This window comes from Bradyrhizobium sp. OAE829 (assembly GCF_040546575.1).
Taxonomy (GTDB): domain Bacteria; phylum Pseudomonadota; class Alphaproteobacteria; order Rhizobiales; family Xanthobacteraceae; genus Bradyrhizobium.
Genome location: NZ_JBEPOE010000001.1, coordinates 7566282 through 7588015 on the forward strand (window position 1 = coordinate 7566282; position 21734 = coordinate 7588015).

Below are 21734 nucleotides of genomic sequence, written 5' to 3' on the forward strand. Positions count from 1 at the left end.
GGGGGCGTGCCCAGCACGGAGAGAGTGGGGTCTCCGCTCATTCGCATCTGTGATTTTCCACACATAACGCGCGTCGAGCATCTTCCGATCTTGTGAAGTTAGGAACGTTACGGATCGTTTTCGTGCGCACACGACCCGCTCACTCATCCGCTGCGCGATCGATGAACGTTTGATGAGACGGACGGTGCCTGGAAAACGAACAGCTGGAATCAATACCGCGTCAGTTCGCTATCTTTCGCATCAAGGCGATTCGCTTGGGCGAGGTAACTCTTGAACAGAAGGGGCGGAGCAATGCTGCTCCGCCCAAAACAGGTTCGACGCTCTATTGTTACATGTACCGGGCGATTGCCGCGGCGATTTCCGGCGCGCGGGCGCGCAAGGTCTCGAAATTGTAGGGCGTTGAATATCGCGGCGCCCTGCGTTCGGAGCGATAGACGACATCGTTCGTCCTGCGCTCGCGCTGTACGCGGCGTGTCTTGCGTTCGGCCTTGAATTGACGCTGGGGTTCCGCGAACGTCCGGGTGACGGCCGGCGGTTCGGCCGTTGCGACTTCGGACATCGGCGCCACGTCGATCCGCTTCGGCAATACCGGTGCCAATACCGGTGACTTGGGCTCCTCGGGCAGCGATGCCATTTGAGGGCGCGCCGAAGCATCTTCCACTGCCGGCGCGGGCAGACGGGCCGGGGCCGGCAGGGTTGCCGGAGAGGAGAGGGGGTCTCGCGATACGGCCGGCGTATCGAGGGAGGCCAGGGTCACTGTTGGCGTCTCCGGAGCGGCGATTTCGACAGACGTTTCGGGAGCCGCGATCGGCGCAGCAGCGACCGGGTCCAGGGACGGGAAAACGTCGGGCGGCAGGGGAAGCGACTTCGGCGCGGCTGTCGGCGTCGACACTGTCGGAGCCTGTGCCGTTTTGCGCTGGATCAACGCGTCTCGCGCTTTGGTCGCAAATTCCGACTGCGCCTTGCTCAGCAGTTTTTCCGACGAGCGGACCGGCCCCGTGTTCCACACCATCGCGGCTATCGATACCGCGATGACCGCGCCGCCCATCATCCAGAACTTCATCATGACTTTTCTCCCCGAGTAGGTGACGCGGTTGGTTCTAGCCGGTCGCGAGGGCCTCGGAAGTGACGTTACGCACAGAGCGTTCTGTGGTCGCCGCAAGCGCAACCTTGTTGCCGCGGATACTGGCGATCACCTCGTCACGCGGGCCTTGTGCGATGACCTGTCCGAACGACATCACCATCAGCTTGTCGACATGGGCCAGGAGCAGGTTGCGGTGGGTCACCGCGATCACCGTGCAGCCGGCTGCCTTCATCGCCGCCATCGCACGGCCGAGCGCTTTTTCGCCTTCCTCGTCGAGGTTGGAGTTGGGCTCGTCCAGGATCACAAGGCGTGGGCAGCCATAGAGCGCGCGGGCAAGACCGACCCGCTGGCGCATGCCGCCGGACAGCGCCACGCCGCCTTCGCCGAGCAACGTGTCGTAGCCGTTCGGCAGGCGCAGGATTACTTCGTGGGCACCCGCGGCCCGGGCAGCCGCGACGACGGCCTTGGGATCGACCGTGCCAAGACGGGCAATGTTTTCAGCCACTGTCCCGGAGAACAGTTCGATGTCCTGCGGCAGGTAACCGATATGCTTGCCGAGCACGTTCTGGTCCCATTGGCTGTATTCCGCGCCGTCGATCCGTATTGTGCCATCGCGCAGCGGCCAAACACCGGCAAGAGCGCGAGCCAGGGTAGACTTGCCGCTCGCCGAGGCGCCGACGATCGCTATGCTTTCTCCCGCCTTGAGACTGAGCGAAACCCCCTTGACCGCCGGACGGGACGCATTGGGCGGCCAGATCACCGCGTTTTCGACTTCGATGTTGCCTTTGGGCGTGGGCAGGGCGGTCGGCGCTTCGCCAAGCGGGAGTGCGTGGAACAGGTTTTCAAGACGATTGAAGGAGGTCCGGAAGGCCACGATGCGCTTCCACTGGCCGACGATCTGCTCGATCGGAGCGAGCGCGCGGCCCATGATGATCGACGCGGCCATCATGGCGCCGGGGGAAATCTCTTTGTCGATGGCGAGCCACGCACCGGCACAGAGCATGCTGATCTGAACTGTGAGCCGGACGAACTTGACGAGGGCGTGAAGCGCCGCTCCGCGCTCGGTGGCGGCGCTATGGACTGCGATATGGGCGTACTGCGCGCCGCTCCAGCGGTCGAGCACGACGTCGCCCATGCCGAGGCCGCGCACCACCTCGCCATTGCGCAGTGCCGACGCTGCGAAGCGGTTGGCCTCGTTCGCCAGCCGGCCCGCCTCGTTGACGCCGGAGCGCGTGTAAAACTCGGTGGCCAAGGCAAGACCGAAGAGGACGAACGCACCGACAAGCGCCACCGTGCCGAGTACGACGTGCTGCATGAAGCAGAGCACGACGAATACCGGCGTCCAGGGCACGTCGCAGATGATTGCCGCGACGCCGCCGCTGATGCATTCGCGGATCGTCTCGGCGTCGCGGATCACCTGCTGACCCATCCGGTGCTGCGGCGACAACTCGGCCTTCATCATGGTTTCAAAGAGCGGCCGTCGCAGAGCGCTTTCGAACCGAACGCCGGCGCGCGCCAGGACGCCTGACCGGGTGAATTCGAGTACGCCGTAGAGGACCAGGAAAATGCCAACGACCAGCGTCAGCATGACCAGGGTGCTGACATTGCGACTGGTCAGGACACGATCATAGACCTGCATCGAATACAGCGGTGATGCGAGCATGGCAGCGTTGATGAACATGCTCAGGACGAACGTCGTTCCCAGGGCGGGATAGCAAGCTTTCAAGGCCTGAGTGAGCGGCGAGCGGCTATGGGTCCTGTTGCTCTGAGCGGCCATGTTGTCCTCCATCGGCTGGACAACGTTTTGGCATGTCGGGATCGGCGCCGACTGTGACGCGTGTCACGAAGCCAAAAGCTCCGGTTTTAGTCCCCTGGAGCGGACTTTCGAGGTGCAGTTCGATCAAGGGGAGCGCGGGTGAACCGTGCGTGATGTCACTCACAGTGGGGCGGCGCCAGATCGCGCAGGATGCGTCATCATGCTGACGGAGGACCAACATGCACGCCCTTGCGCTCAACACGCCAGACCAATTTTGCGCTCCCAAAAAACTGCCCAAAAATCTGGATGATCACCGCGGTTATGGCCGGCTCGGCTTTGCCGCCATCGCGCTGGTATTTGGTGGCTTCGGCGTCTGGGCTGGTTTCGCCCCGCTCGGTCGCGCCGCCATTGCGCAAGGCCAGGTGGCCGTCGAGAGCAGCAACAAGCCGGTCCAGCATCTCGAAGGCGGCATCGTCCGGGAAATCCTGGTCCGCGACGCACAGCAGGTGAAGGAAGGGGATGTGCTCCTCCGCCTGCAACCCACCAACGCCCAGGCCAATCTCGACCTGCTGCGCAAGCAGATCGACGCCAATCTGGCCACGGAAGCCCGACTTGTTGCCGAGCAGACGCGGGCCGCCCAGATCAAATTCCCGGCCGACCTGCTGGCACGGCGCAAGGTCGCCGAAACCGACATGGCGATCAGGGACCAGGAGCGGCAATTCCGTGAGCGGAAGCAGTCGCTCGACGGCCAGATCGGCATTCTCGCCGCCCAGATCGAGCAGAAGCAGCAGGACATTACCGGACGCACGCGCCAGAGGGATTCGCTTGCGGCCCAGATGGCGAGCTTCAAAACCGAAATGACAACGGTGTTTCCGCTGGTCGCAAAGGGCTTCTATGCGCGCAACAAGTATCTCGCGCTTGAACGCGACGCGAACCGCGTCGAAGGCGAATTTGGTCTTGCCGAAAGTGATATCTTGCGGTTCGGCAAAGCTATCGAAGAAGCGAAGCTTCAGATCAAGCAAGCCCGCTTCAAGTTCGACGATGAAGTCTCCACCGCGCTGAACGATATCCGCGCCAAGATTTCGGACGCGCGGGAAAAGATCGTGATGGCCGAGGATGTCCTGACCCGGGTCGATGTGCGGGCGCCGCGGAGCGGCACCGTGCTCGGACTGAAGGTGCACGGCGTCGGCGCGGTCGTTAAGCCCGGTGAAACCCTGGCCGAAATCGTTCCGCTCGGTGAGGGGCTGCTGGTCACCGCACGCGTTCAGCCGAGCGATATTGAAAGTGTCGAGGTTGGTCAGACCGCCGAAGTGCGCTTCGCCAACTTCTCGTCGCGGCAAGTCTCGGTCATCCTGGGCAAGGTGGTCAGCATCGCGCCCGATGCGACCGTCGACCAGACCGGCAATCAACAGCAGCAACAGCCTTATTTCGCCGCCAAGATCGTGATCGACTACAGCGCCGTGCCGGAAAATATCGCGAAGAAGATCCAGCCGGGCATGCAGGCCGACATCCTGATCTCGACCGGCGAGCGTACTGCGCTCACCTATTTCATCGGGCCGCTGAAGAGCAGCTTCGCCAAGACGTTCCGGGAGAAGTGACCGCAGGACCGGCGGGATTGCTGCGGCGTAATTGCGGAAGCGAGGCATGCGGCCCAGGTCTCAACCGGGAGGGACAGGTGGAGGCTTGCCCGGCACACCCAGCCGCGCATGGCCGGTTGCGAATACCTGCCGGGTCTCGCCATTTTTGGCGGTCAGCGACACCAGCTCAAACCCCGTGGCGTCGAGACCAGCGGCCTCGAGCGCAATTGAATCGGATAGCAACTGGCTGCCACGAGCTTCAGTCAGCGCGGCGAGGCCGCTTGCGGCATCGATAACCGGTCCGATCGCGGTCAGCACCTTCGAAGGTCCCGCACCAATCCGGCCGAGATAGGCCGCGCCGAACGCCAGTCCCATCGCCACAGCGATCGGCCGGCCAAGCTCTGCGGCGAACTTTTCGTTGATGCGGTCGAGCGCGACGTCGATGTCGGCGCTCGCCGCCGCGGCGGCGCGGCATGCGGCCTGCGGGGAGTCGTCCCGGCCAAACACGGCAACGATTCCGCCTCCGGTCATCCGCACAACCCAGCCCTTGTGATTTGCGATGGCGGTGTGGGCCATGTCGAGGAACTCGTTGAGGAGGAAGATCGCGTCGTAAGCCCGCCGCGCACCCATCAGGGCGGCTTGATCCTGCAACTGGACGCAGAGCGCCGCGACCTGCCGTTCGATTCCCGCCGAATCGAGCTCGGGCTCTGTGGCGGCGGCATCGGCGGTGTGCGCGAGCCGGGTGACCGTCAACGCCGCCGTCGGCCGGATCTGACACGCAAGCCGGACGAGGGGATCTTCCGCGCCGAGCATTTCAAGCTCGGCGGCCGTGCGGGGAGGCAACGAAGCTTCGCCTTGCTCGATCCGTACGCTGCAAGCCGTGCAGCGGCCGCGTCCTCCGCAGCCATCGGCGTGAGGTACCCCGTGGATGCGGCTGATCTCGAGCAGGGTCGGACCGGTCGAAGCCTTCAGCGTGGAGCCATTGACATAAGTCACGTCGATCTTGGGCGCGACCACGATCCTCAGGAACCGCACGATGACGGCTCCGGTCGCCGCCACCAGGAAAGCCGCGTAGGCCGCCACCGCGGTCAGGCGCCATCGCCACAGAGCATCCTCCGCCGCGGCCGAGGGCCACCGCGTCGCCGCGCGAACCTGCGCTGCAAACGCATCGTCCGCCATCAGCACGCCGACAACCCGGGCCGCAGCGACCAGTCCGGCGACCGCTGCAATCGGCAGCGCCAACGCCAGGACTGTCAGAACCGGCGCGATGGCAGCGTATCTCGGCCGTAACTTGAGCCATTCGTGGAGACCGAGGCAGCCGTGGCCCCATAGCAGCACGATCAGGGTGACATAGAGGAATGCGTGTTCGGGCCAGAGCCTGGCGAGCTTATAGAGTGAATCGTCGTCGACCCCGAAAAGCAGGTTTGCTCCTCGGGTGTCGACGATGTAGGGCAGGAGCAGCAACGGAACGAGGATGCCGCTGAACGTCAGGACGGCGTCCGATAGTGACATCCGCAACGTTGCCCGGCGAGCGACGAACCACAGCGTAGTGCCGATATGACCGACGAACGCGACGAACAGCAGCGCGGCGCCGGGCCATGACCGAATAAGCGCCGTTCGCCAAGCCGCGATGTCGCCCATCGTTTCCAGCGACACCAGACCCGTCGCATAATTGCAAAGCTCCGCCGCGGCGAAGACGAACAGAGCAAGACCGGAAACCAGCGCGATGAGGCGAGCGGCTTGCTCCAGGCGACGAGACGGTAAGCTCATCGCACCACGCCTTTTCCGCCCCTGGGAGCGTTGTTGTCGGCTCCAATACTTGCATCAAAGCGACTTGCTTCAAAGCGTTTCGCATCACGAATTCGACTTGAAGAGATCACGGTCGCTTCTCCATCGGGGCAAGGACGCGCGGGACAGATAATGTGGACTATCTGCCTCGGCGTCGTCCATACTCAATCTTCGGCGGCGGTCCGGCATCGACCGGCCCGCAGCTTCACGGCCGCCTTGTTCTGCGTTGCGTGGCGTTCGGATCGTCGTTGAAGCGGCCATCACCTTGGCCGGGATCCACGCCAGGTGGGATAGGCAATGACCCGGAAAACCTGCCGCCTGCTGGAGACCAGCATCCGCGTCCGCGACCGCAAGCAGGCGCTCGGCCCCGGGCTCTCGGTGCAGGCCGAGATCAAGACCGGCCAACGGCGGGTCATCCAGTATCTGCTCTCGCCGATCATGCAGGCCCTCGATGAGGCGGGCAGGGAGCGGTGACGTGGGGTGATGGCGTGACCATCTCTCACGTCGTCCCGGCGAAGGCCGGGACCCATACCGCGTGATCTCTCGATAGAGGCTCGGTAACAGACGCCATTCGCAAAACTTCTTCCTGTGGCTATGGGTCCCCCGATGCGCAATTGCGCATCTGTGCTCAAGGCCGGGACGACGGCGGTGTTTGTTGTTGCACCATTATCCAAAACACACTTTGGCGTTCTCGCGACGCATTGCGCCCGAGCTTTGCCAGAAACTTCCCGCCCTCTGCAAATAGAGGGCGCAGGGAATGCCGGATGCGCGCTGCACCCGCGGTCTCGTGTGCGGATTGTGCTAAGTAGGCTGCACACGAGCATACAGGGCAGCGGAGAACATCCGACATTCCCTGCGCAATGGCTTTACGGCTTATATCGCGCTCTCCCCGGAGACGAGTTCTTGATTGACTCCGTCGCCCCTGATCGGCATTTGGCCTCTCAGGAACTTGACGCCAGCAACGGGCGCCAGGACCACGCGTCTTCGCCGTACGCCTCTGTCGCGTTACGTCTCCGCAACATCGGCGTCCACCGCAACCCGTCCAACGTCCGTGACGACGGCCGACGCCCTCTGAGTGGGACGGGATGGGCAAACATATGCACCTGATTTTCATTCTGGTAAACAGAAATATTTCTTGTTTCGGGGCTTGACATGATTTACGAAAACCAGAACTGATTTGCCCGTCGGGTTGATTTGTCGCACGCAGGCCGCAAGATTGTGCTTGCGTGTGAGGCGACGCAGCTGGCGTTTCGCAATTGGCTGGGAGGCGCCAGGGCGAAGCTCGTAGATGGGTAACGGGCTTTTTGCTTCCGCCCACGGCAGCAGATTGTTCTTCTCCATTCACGGAAAGTTAGGGCTCGCTCCGCGTTCCCGTTTACAACCGTTGGATGTGATGGCTAACTTCATCCTCGGGCGACGAATCGACGCTTTCCCGTCACCGTCGCGCGCCAAGGCGGATGGAATTGCGGGCATGTTGTATGCAGAATATCCGGAGGTCTGAACCATGCCGCTGCTGTTCGGCCGGTCGGGTCGGGGACACGCATGAAACGCCTCGCTCTTGTTGGACGTGGCCTTGCTGCGATTTTGTTGACGGGAATAGTGTCGCCATTGATATTTGCAGTGGGGTTTGCGGCAGTTGGCCTTCTCCAATCCGGCCGTCGTGACTTCACTGGCATCGCGGAATTTGTTTCGGCCGTATGGTTCGTCGGCAGCTTCATCGCACTGGCCTGCGCGATGGTCATAGGCCTGAGCATCGAGTGGCCGAAATCGTACTGGCTGATGAAGCGTCTTTCGGGAGGATGGTGGGTATCCTTCCTGATCAGCCTGTTCGCTGCCGAGTTTCTTCTTCATTCACTGCTGTTCGTCGACGTCGCGCGAGGAACCGCTCAAACCTCCAATCTCGCAGGCAGTCTCATTTTCTTTACGAGTGCCGCTGCCATTGGCGGCACTTGTTCCGCCGGTTTCTGGTGGGCGCTCGTGGTGCGGCCGGGTCGGAGGTTTGCGTGGCGCGATCGGCAATAGCTGGCTTAGCTCCCGTAGGGCGGGTTCGCTTTAGCCCGCCATCTCGCGATCCTGCGCGCGGTTGCTACTGTGGGAGTCGCCGGGCCGCTGCAAAAGTGGCACGCCTTCCAGGGCCACGCCAATCTCCACCCGTGGAGCTAATTGCATGAGTCCTGAATCCGACGAGTCGTCGCCCCCACCAGAGACGATGTTCGAACCGACGAGCATCGACGAATTGCTCGAACTGACAGCTTTTCTCCGGGCTGATGAAGCGGCGCGACAGGCATTCGAGCGTGTCGGTGTGCATGGCGATTTCACACCCGAAGAAGTCAATGTCATTGCGCGAATGCTGGCCGACTTCGTTGCCCGCAGGAACTGGCGTGCGTCAGATCGCAAGCCCACCACATTTGCTCATGATTTCTGCGGCGCGGTCCCGTTCCCGCCGCTCGACTCCACACGTGATCCTCTGCTCCTGAACCTTGCGGTCACGCTCGCGCGATGGATTGGCGACGGCGCGATTTCCGGCGTCGACGATTCGGAGGCCCGGGCCTTTCTGGAAGATCGGTTCTTTCAACGGGCGGGCGACCGCAGCGGCATCTTGACCACGAAAGCGACGGCGGACGAGGTGATGTGGATGGCCCGCGGTTTGATGGCGAACTCCGCCTATTGGGACGTCGTCAAAGAAGTAGTCAAGCGGGGCGAATTTGCCGGTATCGACGACGACCTTCTAAGGGATGTCGTGACGCCGCTTGAGGACGCGATCACGGCCAAGTATGGGCTGATCAATCGCGGCCATCTCGGTGTGCACAGTCTCTTGCGCGCAATTGCGATGGGCAAGATCGACAGTTTGGAGTCTCCGGAGGCATGGGAGTCCATTCGCGCGCGCAAGATGTTCGCGCGGGACTAAAGGGAACGAGCGATGGCTGCGGAACAGCTCGCCCTACGCAGCTGACAAGCTGGGTAAAGGCATTGACCGTGGACGTACAAAATGACTGACGAGAAATACAAGCCATGGACTGATGCAAACGGCCAATATTTTAGTTGGCTGGAGGAGCTTTGGGCTTTGGACGCGGAACAGAAGGCGAGACGCGGAGACTCACAAGAGCCAGCCATGATACCGGTGGCGAAATTGCGTTTGCCCAAACTCAGTTTTCTCGTGGAGTGCCTTAAAGCAATCAGGGGAAATCCTGATTTGATGAGCAAGATTTCCGATATGGCTCGGCTTTACCCGACACGCGATCGATTGCCAGAAGACGAGTCGAGAGAGCTAACTCATTTGATCAGGCTGTTTCTGACGTGGTTCGAGCTCAAGAGAGATCTGGGTCAGAATGGAATAGCTTCGCCGCCTTCGAACCCAACAGCTTCTGGGTTCCTTTACGGAATTTTATACGATCAAGAACGGGGAAGCCTTCAGTGCGCCGATGCCGAGGCAATCAGGCAGGAGATTCTTCCAGGACTTCTCCTCGACGACTTGAAGGGGCTTGATCAAAAGCTCCCGTAGGGCGGGTTCGCTTTAACCCGCCATCTCGCGTGGAGCGGCGGGTTAAATGCGCATTCGGCCATCAGATCCACATGACGTTCTGCAGACCCATGCCCCGGACTTCAGGAAGGACCCCTACGTCGTGAACGTAGAGGCAGTCCGCATCACTGGGTTCCAGTCCACAGATCAAAGCATTTATTGGCGCTTTGCTCCTTTCGCGCTGTGCAGGTGCCGGGTGCGTCAGGCTTGCTGTCCCGCGGCTTCGAGGATCAGCCGCGTGATCTCGTCGGGACGGGAGATCAGCGACAGATGGCTGGCCTTTACCTCGATGGTCTTGGCGCCCATCCGCTTGGCCATGAAGCGCTCAAGGTCGGGATTGATGGTGCGGTCATCCGTGGAAACCGCGTAGTAGCTCGGCTTCGATCGCCAGGCCGCCTGGGTAGTCTTGCCTGAGAGCAGGGCCTTGTGGAACGGCTGCTGCACGGCGTAGAGCACCCTGGCCTTCGCTTCCGGCAGGTCGCCGGCAAAATCGCGAAGAAATGCCTCCTCGGAAAGGCGGCCTTCATCGCCGTCGAACACGATCCCCGCCGACGCCGGCGGTGTTGGATATGTCTTGGCCAGGGCGGTGTAATCCTCGCCCGCATCCGGCGCGCGCGCCGCCACATAGACGAGGGCGGAGACTTTCGGATGCACGCCGGCTTCGGTGACGATCATGCCGGAGAAGGAGTGACCGACAAGAACGGTAGGGCCATCCTGCCGATCCAGCACGCGCTGCGCGGACGCGACCGCTTCAGGCAGCGTCGTCAGCGGATTTTGCACGGCTGTGGCGTTCAGCCCCGCCGCCTGCAAGCGCGCGATCACCTCTGACCAGCACGAGCCGTCAGCGAACAGCCCGTGCACAAGCACGATGTTCTTCGCCTTCACGGGAGTGGAATTTGCGGCCATGCCACGTGTGGAGATCAGCGAAGCCGCGAGACCGGTCACGAGGGCGGCGGAAAAAGCGCGTCTGTTCATCATGATATCTCTTCCCTTAAGGTTGGTTGGAATAAGCCTTGAGCAGTGCGTCGACCTCAGGCGAACGCACGATGGTCCCGTCACGTACAAAGGCCTCGTGGTTATCCTCGATGCTGTCATGATCATAGAGATAGTTGACCATGATGCCGAAGGATTCCCGGATGCCGCGAGGCGCGTTGTTGCTGAGCCAATTGACACGTTCGAGCCGCGCGCCGTTGCCGAGGTGAAAGCGCGCCACCGGATCGATGCGTAGCGAGGGTTGCCGCGTCAGATAGCGGGCGCAAAGCCGCAGCAAGGGCGCGCGCAGCGTCTCGCTCTGCGCGGGGTCATTCCACCAGCCGCTGCTCTCGAGTTGCGGCAACAGCGCGGCATCGGGATCGCTTCCATTCGCGAGCCGTTGACCGAGCCAGCGCCGAAAGCCCGGCACCGGCGACAAGGTGGAAAAACGCTTCAGCTGCGGAAACTCCGCCTTGAGCTCCTCGACCACCTGCTTGATCAGGAAATTGCCGAACGATATGCCGCGCAGGCCGTCCTGGCAGCTGGAGATCGAATAGAAAATAGCGGTGTCGGCACACATAGCTTGCGCCTGTGCGGCCGCTTCATCTGTCTGCCGTGCGAGCAACGGCGGCATTGCCGTGGCCAACCCCTGCACCAGCGCGACTTCGACAAAGATCAGCGGCTCGCCGGGAAGCGCGGGATGGAAGAATGCGAAGCAGCGGCGATCCGGCGCGAGACGCCGCCGCAAATCGTCCCAGCCCTTGATCTCATGCACCGCCTCATAGGCGATGAGCTTCTCCAGCACCGCCGCCGGGGACTGCCAGTCGATCCGCCGCAGCTCGAGAAAGCCGCGGTTGAACCAGGAGGCGAACAGATGCTTGAGGTCGGCATCGAGCAGCCTCAGTTCCGGTTCGCCGCGCAGGAATGAGGCAATTTCACTGCGCATCGCGATCAGCGCGCCGGTGCCGCCGGGCGCCATGTTCATGCGCCGCAGCAGCTCCTGCCGGGGCGGATCGCCGGCCCGTGCCAGCGCGGCGGCGGCTTCCGCCGTGGCGTCGGCGAGATAACGCTCCGCTGCTGCGCGAAGTGCCGCTTCGTCGGGCTGAAATTCCGTCGCTAGATGGCGCTGGAAGTGGTGCCGGTCGTCCGCATCGAGCGCACGCAGTACGTGGTGCAGTTCGCGAGCGACCTGCGCGCCGGATGCCTCGCCGCGTTGCGACAGCAGTGTCGCCGCAAGCTGTTTCGCACGATCCACGGGCGCGGGCTTCGAGCTGGACAGGTCATTTGCGGTTTGCGTGTTCGGGATCATCGTTGGCTCCTCTGCTCAACGTGGGGGACCGTGGCCGGGCGGAATTTTGCCGGCGGCAAATAGAGCCCGCCTGACGCTGACACGAGGTCATCGATGGACTGCGCCGCGAGCCAGTCGCGGGTTGCGGCGCTGACATCGATGCCGAGGTCGGATGGCAACATCACGATACCGCGGCGGCGCAGGCTGTCGCTTGTTTCGGGCGATTGTCGCCTTCCGAACTCAGTATCGCCGGCGACCGCGCGCAATGCCGCCTCGCGTTCCTGTGGCGACCGGCAACGCAAAAGATTGGCCACACCACATTCGGTGACGACATGGGTGACGTCGTCACCATAGATCATGACCGGTGGTAGCGCGAAGCCGGCCGAGGCTGCGAGATCGAATGCGTCCAGCCGTTCGACAAAGCTCGGCGCGCCATTCGGCTGTTGGGTCTGCACCATCTGCACCACTAGCTTGCGTCCGCGCAGGCTCTCGCCCGCTTCCTGACCGGCGCGCAGCCAGGCGGGACTGTCGTGGCGGCGGCCACGCGTGTCCGCGCCCATGTTCGGCGCGCCGCCGAAGCCAGTGATGCGATCCTTGGTGGCTGTCGAGCTGTTACCCTGGGCGTCGATCTGCAGCGTTCCGCCGATGAAGAGGTCGCAGGCATATTGCCCGGCGACCTGTGCGAGCGCGCGGTTGGATCGCAGATTACCGTCGGCGCCAACCGGGAATATATCGGCGCGGTTCGAGACATAGCGTTCCATGCCCAGCTCGGAGCCGAAGCAATAGACGCTGTCGACGAAGCCGGCTTCGATCGCGGGGATCAGGGTCGGGTGCGGGTTGAGCACGAAATGGCTGGCGACCTTGCCCTTCAGCCCGCGCTGCGCGGCATAGGTTGGCAGGATCAGTTCGATCGCCGCGGTCGCATAGCCGATCCCGTGGTTGAGCCGCCTGACCTGGTAGGGTTCGTAGACAGCGGATATCGCCATCATCGCCATCAGGACGTTCTCGTTCCTGATCTTGGCGGGATCGCGCGTGAACAGCGGATCGATCAGATACGGCTTGGGGCCTGGCACCACGATGTCGATCCAGTCGCCGGGTATGTCGACGCGCGGCAGGCGGTCCACGATCTCGTTGACCTGCGCGACTACAATGCCGCCCCGGAACGCCGTCGCCTCGGTGATGGTCGGCGTGTCCTCGGTGTTCGGCCCCGTATAGAGATTGCCGTTGCGGTCGGCCTTGTCGGCGACGACAAGTGCGACTTGCGGCGTCAGGTCCACCAGCATGCGCGCATAGAGTTCGAGATAGGTGTGGATCGCGCCGATTTTGACCGCGTTCGCAGCGACGAGTTGGGCGAGCTTGCGGCTTTGCGGCCCCGCATAGGAGAAATCGAGGCGGTTCGCGATGCCGCGCTCGAACACGGCGAGATGGTCGGGCAGCGCCAGCACCGACTGCACCATGTGCAGATCGTGCACCCGCGCAGGATCCACCTTCGCCAGGGCCGAGGCGAGAAAATCCGCCTGCTTCTGATTGTCGCCTTCGATCGTCACGCGGTCGCCGGGCTCGATGATTGCCTCGAGCAACTGCGTGGCGAGATCGGCCGGGCAGACCTTTCCGCTCGTGCCGCTGAGCGCGGCGGCCCGCGCGAGGCGGGAGTCGCGATTAGCTCGGCGTCGTGACGTGTCCAACATGATTAGTCTCCTTTCGCTGTCCTCCAAGCAAAAGCTAGGAGAACATCATTGATTATAGAAACGATATTTTATAATATGATTGATCGTAAATCAGGATCAATCAAATGCTGGATTTCGAGCTGTTGCGTGCCTTTGTTGCCGTGGCCGACTACGGCGGTTTTCACCGCGCCGCGGAGCGGCTCAACCTGACCCAATCGACGGTGAGCCAACAGATCAAGCGGCTTGAGCTCGAGACCAAACGGCCCTTGTTTCGGCGGACAACGCGCAGTGTCGCACTGACCGACGATGGCGAGATGCTGCTGGGCGACGCGCGCCGGCTGTTGCAACTGGAGGAAGCGGCCCGCCATCGCCTCGCGGCGCCGCGGCTGTCTGGCATGGTGCGTCTCGGAGTGGTCGAGGAGGTCGCCGGCGGTTCGCTGCCCTCGGCGCTCGGCCGCTTCGCCACGCTCAATCCGGGCGTGAAGCTCGAGGTGCAGATCGGTGTCAGCGCGGAGTTGATCGAGCAACTTAACGCGGGGCGGCTTGACGTCGTGTTCGCAAAGCGGCCGCTCGGAACCTCGAAGGGGCGCGTGGTGTGGCGTGAGCCGCTGGTATGGGCCGCGGCCGACACGTTCGACCTTGTTCCGGGGGCGGCGCTGCCGCTGGCCCTGTATCGCGAGCGATCGGTTTCTCGCGAGGCTGCACTCATCGCGCTCAATAACAACGAGCTGACCTGGGAAATCGTCTATACCAGCCCCAGTTTGACAGGCGTGCGCGCGGCGGCGCTCGCGGGCCTCGCTGTCACCCCGCTTCCTGCCAGCGCAGTGATCGCGGGCCTGCGCATTCTCGGTGTCGAAGAGGGGCTGCCGCGGCTTCCTGACCTTGAGTTCGCGATCTACGAGAAGGCCCGGCCCGAGAAGGCTGCCGCAGCGCTGGCAGCGGTTCTGCAGACCCTTGCACAGGGTCCGTCGCGCCCGGCGATCTGAGATGAACCCGAACTCAATCTGAGTGGCAACGCCCCGGCACGGTAGCATCAACATCCCCGGCAGATCGAATTTATCTCCTTGTCGATCTTCGCGTTTTCGGAGTCGATAGAGGGCATGGGGTCAAGCATCGGGCGGCCCACGCCATCTGAGGAAAGTGCCGTGCCAGACGAGTTGGTGCCGGGCGCGGCAGCGGTGGTGCCGAGGGCGCCGCCGCCCATCATGGACATATGAGACGCTCCCATGCCATGCGCTCCTCCCATGCCGCCGCGGGCAAACGCCGCGGTGGTTGAAAGGCCAAAGCAAAGGGCGATACAAAGAACGGAAAGCTTTTTCATATCGTAACTCCTCGTTGGCGTCGGCCGGTTCTGTGCAACTCGTTGAGTGATGCGCGTGAAGTTTAGGTTCGCAGTCCGCCGATGCCACTAAATTCAGTTTTAGAAAAGCCCAGCGCCGGCTCGGCAATCCCCGGTGAATGAACTAGTCGAAGCAACCACGGCCTTCTTGGCCGACAAGGCTCGCGCAGAGTTGAGCGGCGGACGCGTCGCAGCTGGTGGCGTTTGCTCGATGCGTCTCCCATTTCCAGGTCACAAGTCCCGGCTGGGAGCTGTATCTCTGACGGAGAACGTTCATGTTGCATAAAACAGCGATCGCGTTATTGGCAGTCATGTCCATTGGCCTGGCTTCTCCAACCATGGCCCTGGCGCGTGGTGGAGGCGGTGGTGGCCACGGAGGCGGTGGCGGTTTCCACGGCGGTGGAGGCTTCGGAGGCGGCGGCTTCCATGGTGGCAATCTGGCCGGGGGCTTCCACGGCGGGAGCAGCTTCGGCGGCTTTCGAGGCGGTGGATTTCACGGCCAGGGATTTCATGGTCGCGGCTTTGGAAGCCGCTTCGCGCTCGGCACGGGCCTAGGCTACGGATTCTACGATCCGTACTATTATGACGACTATAGCGACGGCTACGGTTACGGCTATCCGAACGCTTCGAGCGATTCTTACGCTGAAAGCGATGGTTGCTATGTCGTTCAACGCCGCGTGCACACCGCGCATGGTTGGCACCGGCAACCTGTTCAGGTGTGCGGTTGATGGGCAGAGTGGATGCCGATCACGATCTGCAGCGGTAATCCGACAGGCTCGGCGGCCATGAGACGACCTCGGTATGCGAGCATGCCGAGGTCAGTCTCATGGATTGATCCTGCCGCGATGTAATAGTCGTGCGATTAGGGTAGGGCGCCTTATTCGCTGATGACGTGTCGGCAAGCCAAAAATGATCGCGCGACACTAAACGCGTATTTAATTGAGAACAGGGCACCGGGCCGCCATGTTTGAAATGTTCCTGATGGCTAGCTGCGTGTCAGGATTGTCTTTGGGCAAATCTTCCGAGAAGAAAAGTCATTCTGGAAGCGCATGAGCAGGCTTGCGGCAATTCACGGCCGCGTGAGCTTATCTGCGCGGAGATGAGATGATTGTGCTCTCGTGTTCTTTTGTTCGCAAACGTGTGATCTCGCCCGTGGCGACCAAGACGTTGTTCGCAGCTGTGTCGTTGAAATGAACAAGCGGAGCCGGCCGAGCGGCCAGGCCCAGCCGGACACGTAGCTGAGGATGGATGGATGGGTATCGTTCGCTTCGCCCTGAGATTTCCGCACACGTTTTATGTGGTCGCCGCCCTGATCCTGTTTCTGGGCGTCGTCGCATGCCGGGAGATGCCGACCGACGTCTTTCCGGAAATCAATATCCCCGTCGTGACAGTGATCTGGAGCTATACCGGTCTGAGTACGCCGGAGATGGAGCAGCGCGTCACCACTTACAGCCAGTACGCCATCAGCTCGAACGTCAATGGTATCAAGAACATCGAGGCGCAGACGCTGGCCGGACTTTCGGTGCAGAAGATCTACTTTCAGCCGGACGTCAATCTCGACCTCGCGATTGCCCAGATTGTCTCGGCAACCAACGCCATCCGTGCACTGTTGCCGCCAGGCATCCAGGCCCCTCTGGTGGTGCAGTTCAACGCGTCAAGCGTGCCGGTGTTGCAGATCAGCTTGAGTTCCGACACCCTCAACGAGCAACAGCTCTATGATTACGGCATCTATCGCATCCGCCAACAGCTGGCGCCGATACCGGGCATCACGCTCCCGACGCCCACCGGCGGAAAATATCGCCAGATCATGGTCGATCTGGACCCCTCGAAGCTGCTCGCCAAGGGGCTTACGCCGCTTGATGTCGTCAATGCAGTCAACACGCAGAACCTGACGCTGCCGGCAGGAACGGCAAAATTCGGTAGCACGCAGTATGCCGTCCGCACCAACGCGACGCCCGCGACCATCGATGACCTCAACAATATTCCAGTCAAGGTCGTCAATGGGGCCACGATCTTCGTAAAGGACGTCGGCCAGGTCCATGATGGCTGGTTGGTGCAGCAAAACGTGGTGCGGCAGAATGGCCGCCACTCCGTCCTGCTCAGTATCATCAAGAACGGCAATGCCTCGACACTGAGCGTCGTCAATGCCGTGCACAATGCCTTGAAAACAGCGCGCGCCGCTGCGCCCCCCGGGATGCAGATCAACGAGCTGTTTGACCAGTCGGTGTTCGTGAAACAATCGGTTGCCGGTGTCTTGCGTGAGGGCGCAATCGCCGCGGGCCTTACGGCGCTGATGATCCTTGTATTCCTGGGATCGTGGCGTTCGACGCTGGTGGTCATGATCTCGATTCCGCTATCGATCCTCACTTCGTTGGTCGTGCTGTATTTTCTCGGTGAGACGTTGAATACGATGACGCTCGGCGGACTTGCGCTGGCGGTCGGCATTCTGGTGGACGATTCCACGGTCACGATCGAGAATACCCATCGGCTGCTTACCGAAGAGGGAATGCCCCTGCCGCAGGCCACGCTGCACGGCGCCGCCGGTATCGCCATTCCAACGCTGGTGTCGACGCTGGCCATCAGCTGCGTCTTTACCTCGGTGGTGTTCCTCGAAGGGCCGGCGAAATATCTGTTTACGCCGCTGGGCCTGGCGGTGGTATTCGCAATGCTGGCGTCCTACGGCCTGTCTCGAACGCTGACGCCTATCGTCATCGGCTTGTTGCTCAAGGGCGAAAATCACGGCCCAGTGGATGCGACAAAGGCCGGCTTGTTTGCCCGTTTCCATGCCGCGTTTGAGCGCAACTTCGAGGCCATGCGCCACCGCTATTCGAGTTCGCTCGCTGTACTCATCAAGCATCGTTACGTCATTCCGATGTTCATGTTGCTGCTGCTTGGGCTTGGAGCCGTCACATTTCCGCTCGTCGGCCGCGACTTCTTTCCGGCCATCGACGGTGGACAGATACAGCTTCATGTGCGCGCGCCTGCCGGAACGCGGATCGAGGCCACGGAAAAGATCTTTCAGGAGGTCGAGGACAAGATTCGTGAAATCATACCTGAAGACCAACGGGACCTGATTGTGGACAATATCGGACTGCCGGCGCGGGCCTACAATCTGGCGTTCACGGACGGCTCGACCATCGGCGTCAATGACGGCGTCATTCTGGTATCGCTGAAGGACGGTCACAAGCCGACCAGCGAATATGCGCGCAAGCTGAGGGAGGCTCTGCCTGCCGCGTTCCCCGAAGACACGTTCTATTTCCAGGCCGCAGACATCGTTACCCAGATCCTCAACTTCGGTCTGCCGGCGCAAATCGACGTCCGCACCGTGGGATACGACAAGGACAACAATCTCCGCGTTGCGAACGAACTGCGTCGGCGAATCGCGGCCATACCGGGGATCGCGGATGCGCACCTGCAGCAGGAAGTCGATGCACCGGCGTTCTATGCAGATATCGATCGCACGCGCGCAGCCCAGCTCGGGCTCAATGCGAATACCATCGCAACCAACGTCAATGTCAGCCTGAGTTCCTCGGAACAGGTTACACCGAATTTCTGGACCGATCCCAAATCGGGTATTCCGTATTATCTCGCGGTCCAGACACCCGAGAGCAGGATCACGTCGCTGAACGATCTGCGCAATACGCCGGTTTCCAGCGGGATTTCGTCATCCTTGACCGACGTTCCCGTGCCGGGCCTGCTCAGCAACGTGACAACGTTCAGGCGTGGCAGCGTTCCCACCAACAGCAACCAGGCCAACGTCCAGCCGGTCTATGAAGTCTATGCCAGCGTCCAGGGTCGTGATCTCGGCGGTGTAGCCGGCCAGATCGGCAGCATCGTGACGGACCTGCAGAAGCAACTCAAGCCCGGTAACACCATCCAGGTGATTGGCCAGATCCAGAGCATGAACGGGGCGTTTCTCGATCTCGGCATCGGGCTGCTGTTCGCGGCGGTGTTTGTCTATTTGCTGATGGTCGTGAATTACCAGAATTTCGGTGATCCCTTCGTCGTTATCCTGGCGTTGCCGGCGACGTTATGCGGAATCCTCACCATGCTGTTCATCACCGGGACCACGCTCAACGTGCCGTCCCTGATGGGAGCGATCATGGCGGTCGGCGTCGCATCGGCAAACTCCATTCTGCTCGTGACGTTTGCCCGCGAGCAACAGCTTGGGGGCAAGACGGCGTTCGAGGCGGCCATCGAGGCCGGACATACGCGGATTCGGCCGGTGCTGATGACGGCTGCCGCCATGATCGTCGGTATGATTCCGATGGCGATCGGCGCGCCGGGAGAAGAGCAGAACGCTGCATTGGCGCGCGCGGTGATCGGCGGGTTGCTGTTCGCAACACCGACGACGCTGCTGGTCGTGCCGTATCTCTTCGCCATGCTGCGCAAAGGCAACGACGGCAAAGTACATCACGGGGTATTTGACGAGGTGCTGGAATGAACTTCAATCGTCCTTTGGATGTTGAGCCGCCGGAGAGCGGTCATGAGGCCGGGCCGGCAAGCCTGCCGCCCGGCAAGAGACGACGGGCTGGCTTGCTTTCGGGTGTCGGGCTTGCCCTCGTTCTGATGACGGCGCTGGCTTGCGGGGCGTGGAACCATTACGCGCAGCATCGCCAGGTGGTTACGACGGCGAAACAAAGCCTGGAATTTGTCCCGCAGGTTCGCGTTGCGGCGGTGCAAGCCAGCACCGGCACGGAGATTGTCAGTCTGCCGGCGACCACATCGGCGTTCTCGGTTGCCAATATTTTTGCCCGCGCCAGTGGTTATATCGACAAGCGCGAGGTCGATATCGGCGACCGGGTGAAGGCGGGTCAGTTGCTGGCCGAAATCGTGGCTCCCGAACTCGATCACCAGATCGCCCAAGCCGAGGCGACGCTCGGCCAGTTCAAGGCAGCCTTGCAGCAGGCCGAGGCAAACCGCGAACTCGCCAAGGTGACCTGGGATCGTGACGGTCCGCTGGTGAAGCAGGGCTGGCTGACCGCGCAGCAGGGCACTACCGACGTTCAGACCCTGAAGGCGCAGGAGGCTGGCGTCTCCGTTGCACAGGCCAACGTGGTGGCTGAGGAAGCCCAGTTGCAGGTGTTGCATCAACAGAAGCTCTATCAGCACGTTGTCGCCCCGTTTGATGGCGTGATCACCCAGCGCAACATCGATATCGGCAGCCTCGTGCAGGCCGATACGACCAGCGGCACCTTCATGTTCACCATCATGCAAGGCAATGTCATCCGGACCCAGGTTTTCGTGCCGCAGGACGAAGCCTTTGGGCTGCGACCGGGAATTGAGGCCGTCGTGCACGTACCCGAGATCCCGGATCGCAGCTTTCCCGGCAAGGTGACGCGGATAGCCGATGCGTTGCAACCAGGCTCCCGGACCCTGCTGACCGAAATCGACATCCCCAATCCCGACGGGGCGCTGGCCCCCGGGATCTACTGCACGATCGAACTGCATATTCCGCGCAAGACGCCAAGCTTCACGGTCTCCGCCGACGCCGTCATCTTCAATAAAGATGGGCTGCAAGTTGCGGTGGTCGAGAATGGCGTCGTGCATCTGCGCAAGGTGACGGTGGTGCGCGACCTCGGGCAGCAGGTCGAGGTCAACAGCGGTGTCAAGCCGAGCGATCAGGTCATCCTCAATCCCGCTGTCGATTTGGTTGAAGGCAGCAAGGTGCGCACCAGGCTCCAGGTGACACAGGTATCCTGACTCTCAAGACCGGGTGAGGCAGGCAACAGCCTCATCCGGCGGCCGATCCTAAAATCCTATTTAATGGTGCGGCCGATCTATCGCGACTATATCCACCTGCGTGCGGCTCACCCCGCTTGTACCATGGGGGGTGTCTCTCCTGGCCGCCGAGCGGACGGCGCACGCCACGCCTCATTCCCCCGGTGAGGCTGGCGGTGCCGTCCGGCTCTTAAGGTAAAATTCGGGCGGAGAATCCAGTTCCGGGCAAGGCCTTGGCATTGCAAGTGGTTGACCTTATGGCATTGATAGCAGTTGGCAGACGTCAGGCTTCCGGCTTGCCGGACGCGCATGGCTTTGCGGCAATCGAGAAGCGGCATATGGCAAAAGTGCTCCTAATCGAAGACGACGCTGAAACGGCTGAGGAAATCAAGGCCGAACTGGCGGATCGTGGTTTTGATGTTGAATGGTCAGGCAACGGGATCGAGGGCCTCGACAAGGCGCGCTCGTCGCAGCCTGATGCGATGATCGTCGACCGGCTGTTGCCCGGAATGGACGGTCTCACCGTTATCGAGACCTTGAGAAAGGAACAGGTACGCACGCCCGTGCTGGTGTTGAGTGCGCTGGGCGCGGTCGACGACCGCGTCCGGGGGCTGCGAATGGGGGGCGACGATTACCTGACGAAGCCGTTCGCGATTGTTGAACTTGTCGCCCGAATGGAAGCGTTGCTGCGGCGGCCTGCGGAATCACGCGAGACCACGCTCAAGGTAGGGATGCTGGAGATCGACCTGATTGAACGTACCGCAAAACGCGGAGATCGTGCGATCGAGTTGTTGCCGCGTGAGTTTCGCCTGCTGGAGTACATGATGCGGCGCGCCGATCAATTGCTCACACGAGCCATGCTGTTGGAAGAGGTCTGGAACTACAAGTTCGTTCCCGCGACCAACCTTGTGGACGTGCATATGGGACGCCTTCGTCACAAGGTAGATGGGTCCGGTGATGCGCCGATGATCCACAACGTGCGTGGCGCGGGCTTCATTCTTAGGGCTGTGTCCTGAGGCGAT

General features: G+C 61.8%; 18 protein-coding genes. 11 read left to right on the forward strand and 7 right to left on the reverse strand.

The features are described from left to right. Nucleotides 1–328: 328 nt before the first annotated feature. Nucleotides 329–1066 (reverse strand): hypothetical protein, encoded by a 738-nt coding sequence (locus ABIE49_RS35860; RefSeq protein WP_354067144.1) that lies wholly within the window; start codon nucleotides 1064–1066, stop codon nucleotides 329–331. Between the two features lie 34 nt (nucleotides 1067–1100). Continuing rightward, nucleotides 1101–2861 (reverse strand): type I secretion system permease/ATPase, encoded by a 1761-nt coding sequence (locus tag ABIE49_RS35865; RefSeq protein ID WP_192734540.1) that lies wholly within the window; start codon nucleotides 2859–2861, stop codon nucleotides 1101–1103. A 218-nt stretch (nucleotides 2862–3079) separates the two neighbouring features. Here ABIE49_RS35865 and ABIE49_RS35870 point away from each other — a divergent pair, with 218 nt between their 5' ends. After that, nucleotides 3080–4438, forward strand: coding sequence for an HlyD family type I secretion periplasmic adaptor subunit (locus ABIE49_RS35870; protein WP_192734541.1), 1359 nt, complete (start codon nucleotides 3080–3082; stop codon nucleotides 4436–4438). 60 nt (nucleotides 4439–4498) lie between these two features. Here ABIE49_RS35870 and ABIE49_RS35875 read toward each other — a convergent pair whose 3' ends face one another. Further along, nucleotides 4499–6187: an adenylate/guanylate cyclase domain-containing protein gene (locus tag ABIE49_RS35875; RefSeq protein ID WP_192734542.1), complete on the reverse strand. Its 1689-nt coding sequence runs from the start codon at nucleotides 6185–6187 to the stop codon at nucleotides 4499–4501. A 315-nt stretch (nucleotides 6188–6502) separates the two neighbouring features. Here ABIE49_RS35875 and ABIE49_RS35880 point away from each other — a divergent pair, with 315 nt between their 5' ends. The 5 genes from ABIE49_RS35880 to ABIE49_RS35900 all read left to right on the forward strand — a co-directional run bounded on the left by ABIE49_RS35880 (nucleotide 6503) and on the right by ABIE49_RS35900 (nucleotide 9707). Beyond that, on the forward strand, nucleotides 6503–6679 hold the full coding sequence (locus ABIE49_RS35880; RefSeq protein ID WP_192734543.1) for a hypothetical protein: 177 nt from the start codon (nucleotides 6503–6505) through the stop codon (nucleotides 6677–6679). A gap of 814 nt (nucleotides 6680–7493) precedes the next feature. Next, on the forward strand, nucleotides 7494–7706 hold the full coding sequence (locus ABIE49_RS35885) for a hypothetical protein (RefSeq protein WP_192734544.1): 213 nt from the start codon (nucleotides 7494–7496) through the stop codon (nucleotides 7704–7706). Between the two features lie 41 nt (nucleotides 7707–7747). Next, complete coding sequence (locus ABIE49_RS35890; RefSeq protein WP_192734545.1) at nucleotides 7748–8227, forward strand: hypothetical protein; 480 nt, start codon at nucleotides 7748–7750, stop codon at nucleotides 8225–8227. A 145-nt stretch (nucleotides 8228–8372) separates the two neighbouring features. Continuing rightward, nucleotides 8373–9113, forward strand: a complete 741-nt coding sequence (locus tag ABIE49_RS35895) for a hypothetical protein (RefSeq protein ID WP_192734546.1) — start codon at nucleotides 8373–8375, stop codon at nucleotides 9111–9113. An 81-nt stretch (nucleotides 9114–9194) separates the two neighbouring features. Further along, nucleotides 9195–9707, forward strand: coding sequence for a hypothetical protein (locus tag ABIE49_RS35900; RefSeq protein ID WP_192734547.1), 513 nt, complete (start codon nucleotides 9195–9197; stop codon nucleotides 9705–9707). A gap of 219 nt (nucleotides 9708–9926) precedes the next feature. On the opposite strand, the gene ABIE49_RS35905 is transcribed toward ABIE49_RS35900, so the two are convergent. The 3 genes from ABIE49_RS35905 to mdcA are packed head-to-tail and all read right to left on the reverse strand — an operon-like array spanning nucleotide 9927 to nucleotide 13673. Further along, the gene (locus ABIE49_RS35905) at nucleotides 9927–10706 is read right to left on the reverse strand and encodes an alpha/beta fold hydrolase (protein WP_192734752.1); all 780 of its coding nucleotides are present in this window, start codon (nucleotides 10704–10706) and stop codon (nucleotides 9927–9929) included. A 10-nt stretch (nucleotides 10707–10716) separates the two neighbouring features. After that, nucleotides 10717–11952: a malonyl-CoA decarboxylase gene (locus ABIE49_RS35910; RefSeq protein ID WP_354067145.1), complete on the reverse strand. Its 1236-nt coding sequence runs from the start codon at nucleotides 11950–11952 to the stop codon at nucleotides 10717–10719. A gap of 50 nt (nucleotides 11953–12002) precedes the next feature. After that, nucleotides 12003–13673 carry a malonate decarboxylase subunit alpha gene (gene mdcA, locus ABIE49_RS35915; RefSeq protein WP_192734549.1) on the reverse strand — a complete coding sequence of 557 codons (1671 nt, stop codon included), beginning with the start codon at nucleotides 13671–13673 and terminating at the stop codon, nucleotides 12003–12005. Nucleotides 13674–13777: 104 nt separating this feature from the next. Here mdcA and ABIE49_RS35920 point away from each other — a divergent pair, with 104 nt between their 5' ends. Next, nucleotides 13778–14638 carry a LysR substrate-binding domain-containing protein gene (locus ABIE49_RS35920; RefSeq protein ID WP_192734550.1) on the forward strand — a complete coding sequence of 287 codons (861 nt, stop codon included), beginning with the start codon at nucleotides 13778–13780 and terminating at the stop codon, nucleotides 14636–14638. Between the two features lie 47 nt (nucleotides 14639–14685). Here ABIE49_RS35920 and ABIE49_RS35925 read toward each other — a convergent pair whose 3' ends face one another. Next, nucleotides 14686–14973 (reverse strand): hypothetical protein, encoded by a 288-nt coding sequence (locus ABIE49_RS35925; protein ID WP_192734551.1) that lies wholly within the window; start codon nucleotides 14971–14973, stop codon nucleotides 14686–14688. 293 nt (nucleotides 14974–15266) lie between these two features. On the opposite strand from ABIE49_RS35925, the gene ABIE49_RS35930 reads away from it, so the two are divergent. From ABIE49_RS35930 to ABIE49_RS35945, 4 genes are all read left to right on the forward strand, one after another. Beyond that, the gene (locus ABIE49_RS35930; RefSeq protein WP_192734552.1) at nucleotides 15267–15719 is read left to right on the forward strand and encodes a hypothetical protein; all 453 of its coding nucleotides are present in this window, start codon (nucleotides 15267–15269) and stop codon (nucleotides 15717–15719) included. Between the two features lie 524 nt (nucleotides 15720–16243). Next, entirely contained in the window at nucleotides 16244–19435 is a 3192-nt protein-coding gene (locus tag ABIE49_RS35935; protein WP_192734553.1) for an efflux RND transporter permease subunit, read from the forward strand. Next, on the forward strand, nucleotides 19432–20694 hold the full coding sequence (locus ABIE49_RS35940) for an efflux RND transporter periplasmic adaptor subunit (RefSeq protein WP_192734554.1): 1263 nt from the start codon (nucleotides 19432–19434) through the stop codon (nucleotides 20692–20694). Before ABIE49_RS35935 ends, ABIE49_RS35940 begins: the two co-directional genes overlap by 4 nt. A gap of 356 nt (nucleotides 20695–21050) precedes the next feature. Beyond that, complete coding sequence (locus tag ABIE49_RS35945; protein WP_192734753.1) at nucleotides 21051–21728, forward strand: response regulator transcription factor; 678 nt, start codon at nucleotides 21051–21053, stop codon at nucleotides 21726–21728. Nucleotides 21729–21734 lie beyond the last annotated feature (6 nt).

Coding starts and splice junctions, on each gene's coding strand:
- ABIE49_RS35860 (WP_354067144.1), bottom strand. CDS start 1,066: ATGATGAAGTTCTGGATGATGGGCGGCGCGGTCATCGCGGTATCGATA.
- ABIE49_RS35865 (WP_192734540.1), bottom strand. CDS start 2,861: ATGGCCGCTCAGAGCAACAGGACCCATAGCCGCTCGCCGCTCACTCAG.
- ABIE49_RS35870 (WP_192734541.1), top strand. CDS start 3,080: ATGCACGCCCTTGCGCTCAACACGCCAGACCAATTTTGCGCTCCCAAA.
- ABIE49_RS35875 (WP_192734542.1), bottom strand. CDS start 6,187: ATGAGCTTACCGTCTCGTCGCCTGGAGCAAGCCGCTCGCCTCATCGCG.
- ABIE49_RS35880 (WP_192734543.1), top strand. CDS start 6,503: ATGACCCGGAAAACCTGCCGCCTGCTGGAGACCAGCATCCGCGTCCGC.
- ABIE49_RS35885 (WP_192734544.1), top strand. CDS start 7,494: ATGGGTAACGGGCTTTTTGCTTCCGCCCACGGCAGCAGATTGTTCTTC.
- ABIE49_RS35890 (WP_192734545.1), top strand. CDS start 7,748: ATGAAACGCCTCGCTCTTGTTGGACGTGGCCTTGCTGCGATTTTGTTG.
- ABIE49_RS35895 (WP_192734546.1), top strand. CDS start 8,373: ATGAGTCCTGAATCCGACGAGTCGTCGCCCCCACCAGAGACGATGTTC.
- ABIE49_RS35900 (WP_192734547.1), top strand. CDS start 9,195: ATGACTGACGAGAAATACAAGCCATGGACTGATGCAAACGGCCAATAT.
- mdcA (WP_192734549.1), bottom strand. CDS start 13,673: ATGTTGGACACGTCACGACGCCGAGCTAATCGCGACTCCCGCCTCGCG.
- ABIE49_RS35920 (WP_192734550.1), top strand. CDS start 13,778: ATGCTGGATTTCGAGCTGTTGCGTGCCTTTGTTGCCGTGGCCGACTAC.
- ABIE49_RS35925 (WP_192734551.1), bottom strand. CDS start 14,973: ATGAAAAAGCTTTCCGTTCTTTGTATCGCCCTTTGCTTTGGCCTTTCA.
- ABIE49_RS35930 (WP_192734552.1), top strand. CDS start 15,267: ATGTTGCATAAAACAGCGATCGCGTTATTGGCAGTCATGTCCATTGGC.
- ABIE49_RS35935 (WP_192734553.1), top strand. CDS start 16,244: ATGGGTATCGTTCGCTTCGCCCTGAGATTTCCGCACACGTTTTATGTG.
- ABIE49_RS35940 (WP_192734554.1), top strand. CDS start 19,432: ATGAACTTCAATCGTCCTTTGGATGTTGAGCCGCCGGAGAGCGGTCAT.
- ABIE49_RS35945 (WP_192734753.1), top strand. CDS start 21,051: ATGGCAAAAGTGCTCCTAATCGAAGACGACGCTGAAACGGCTGAGGAA.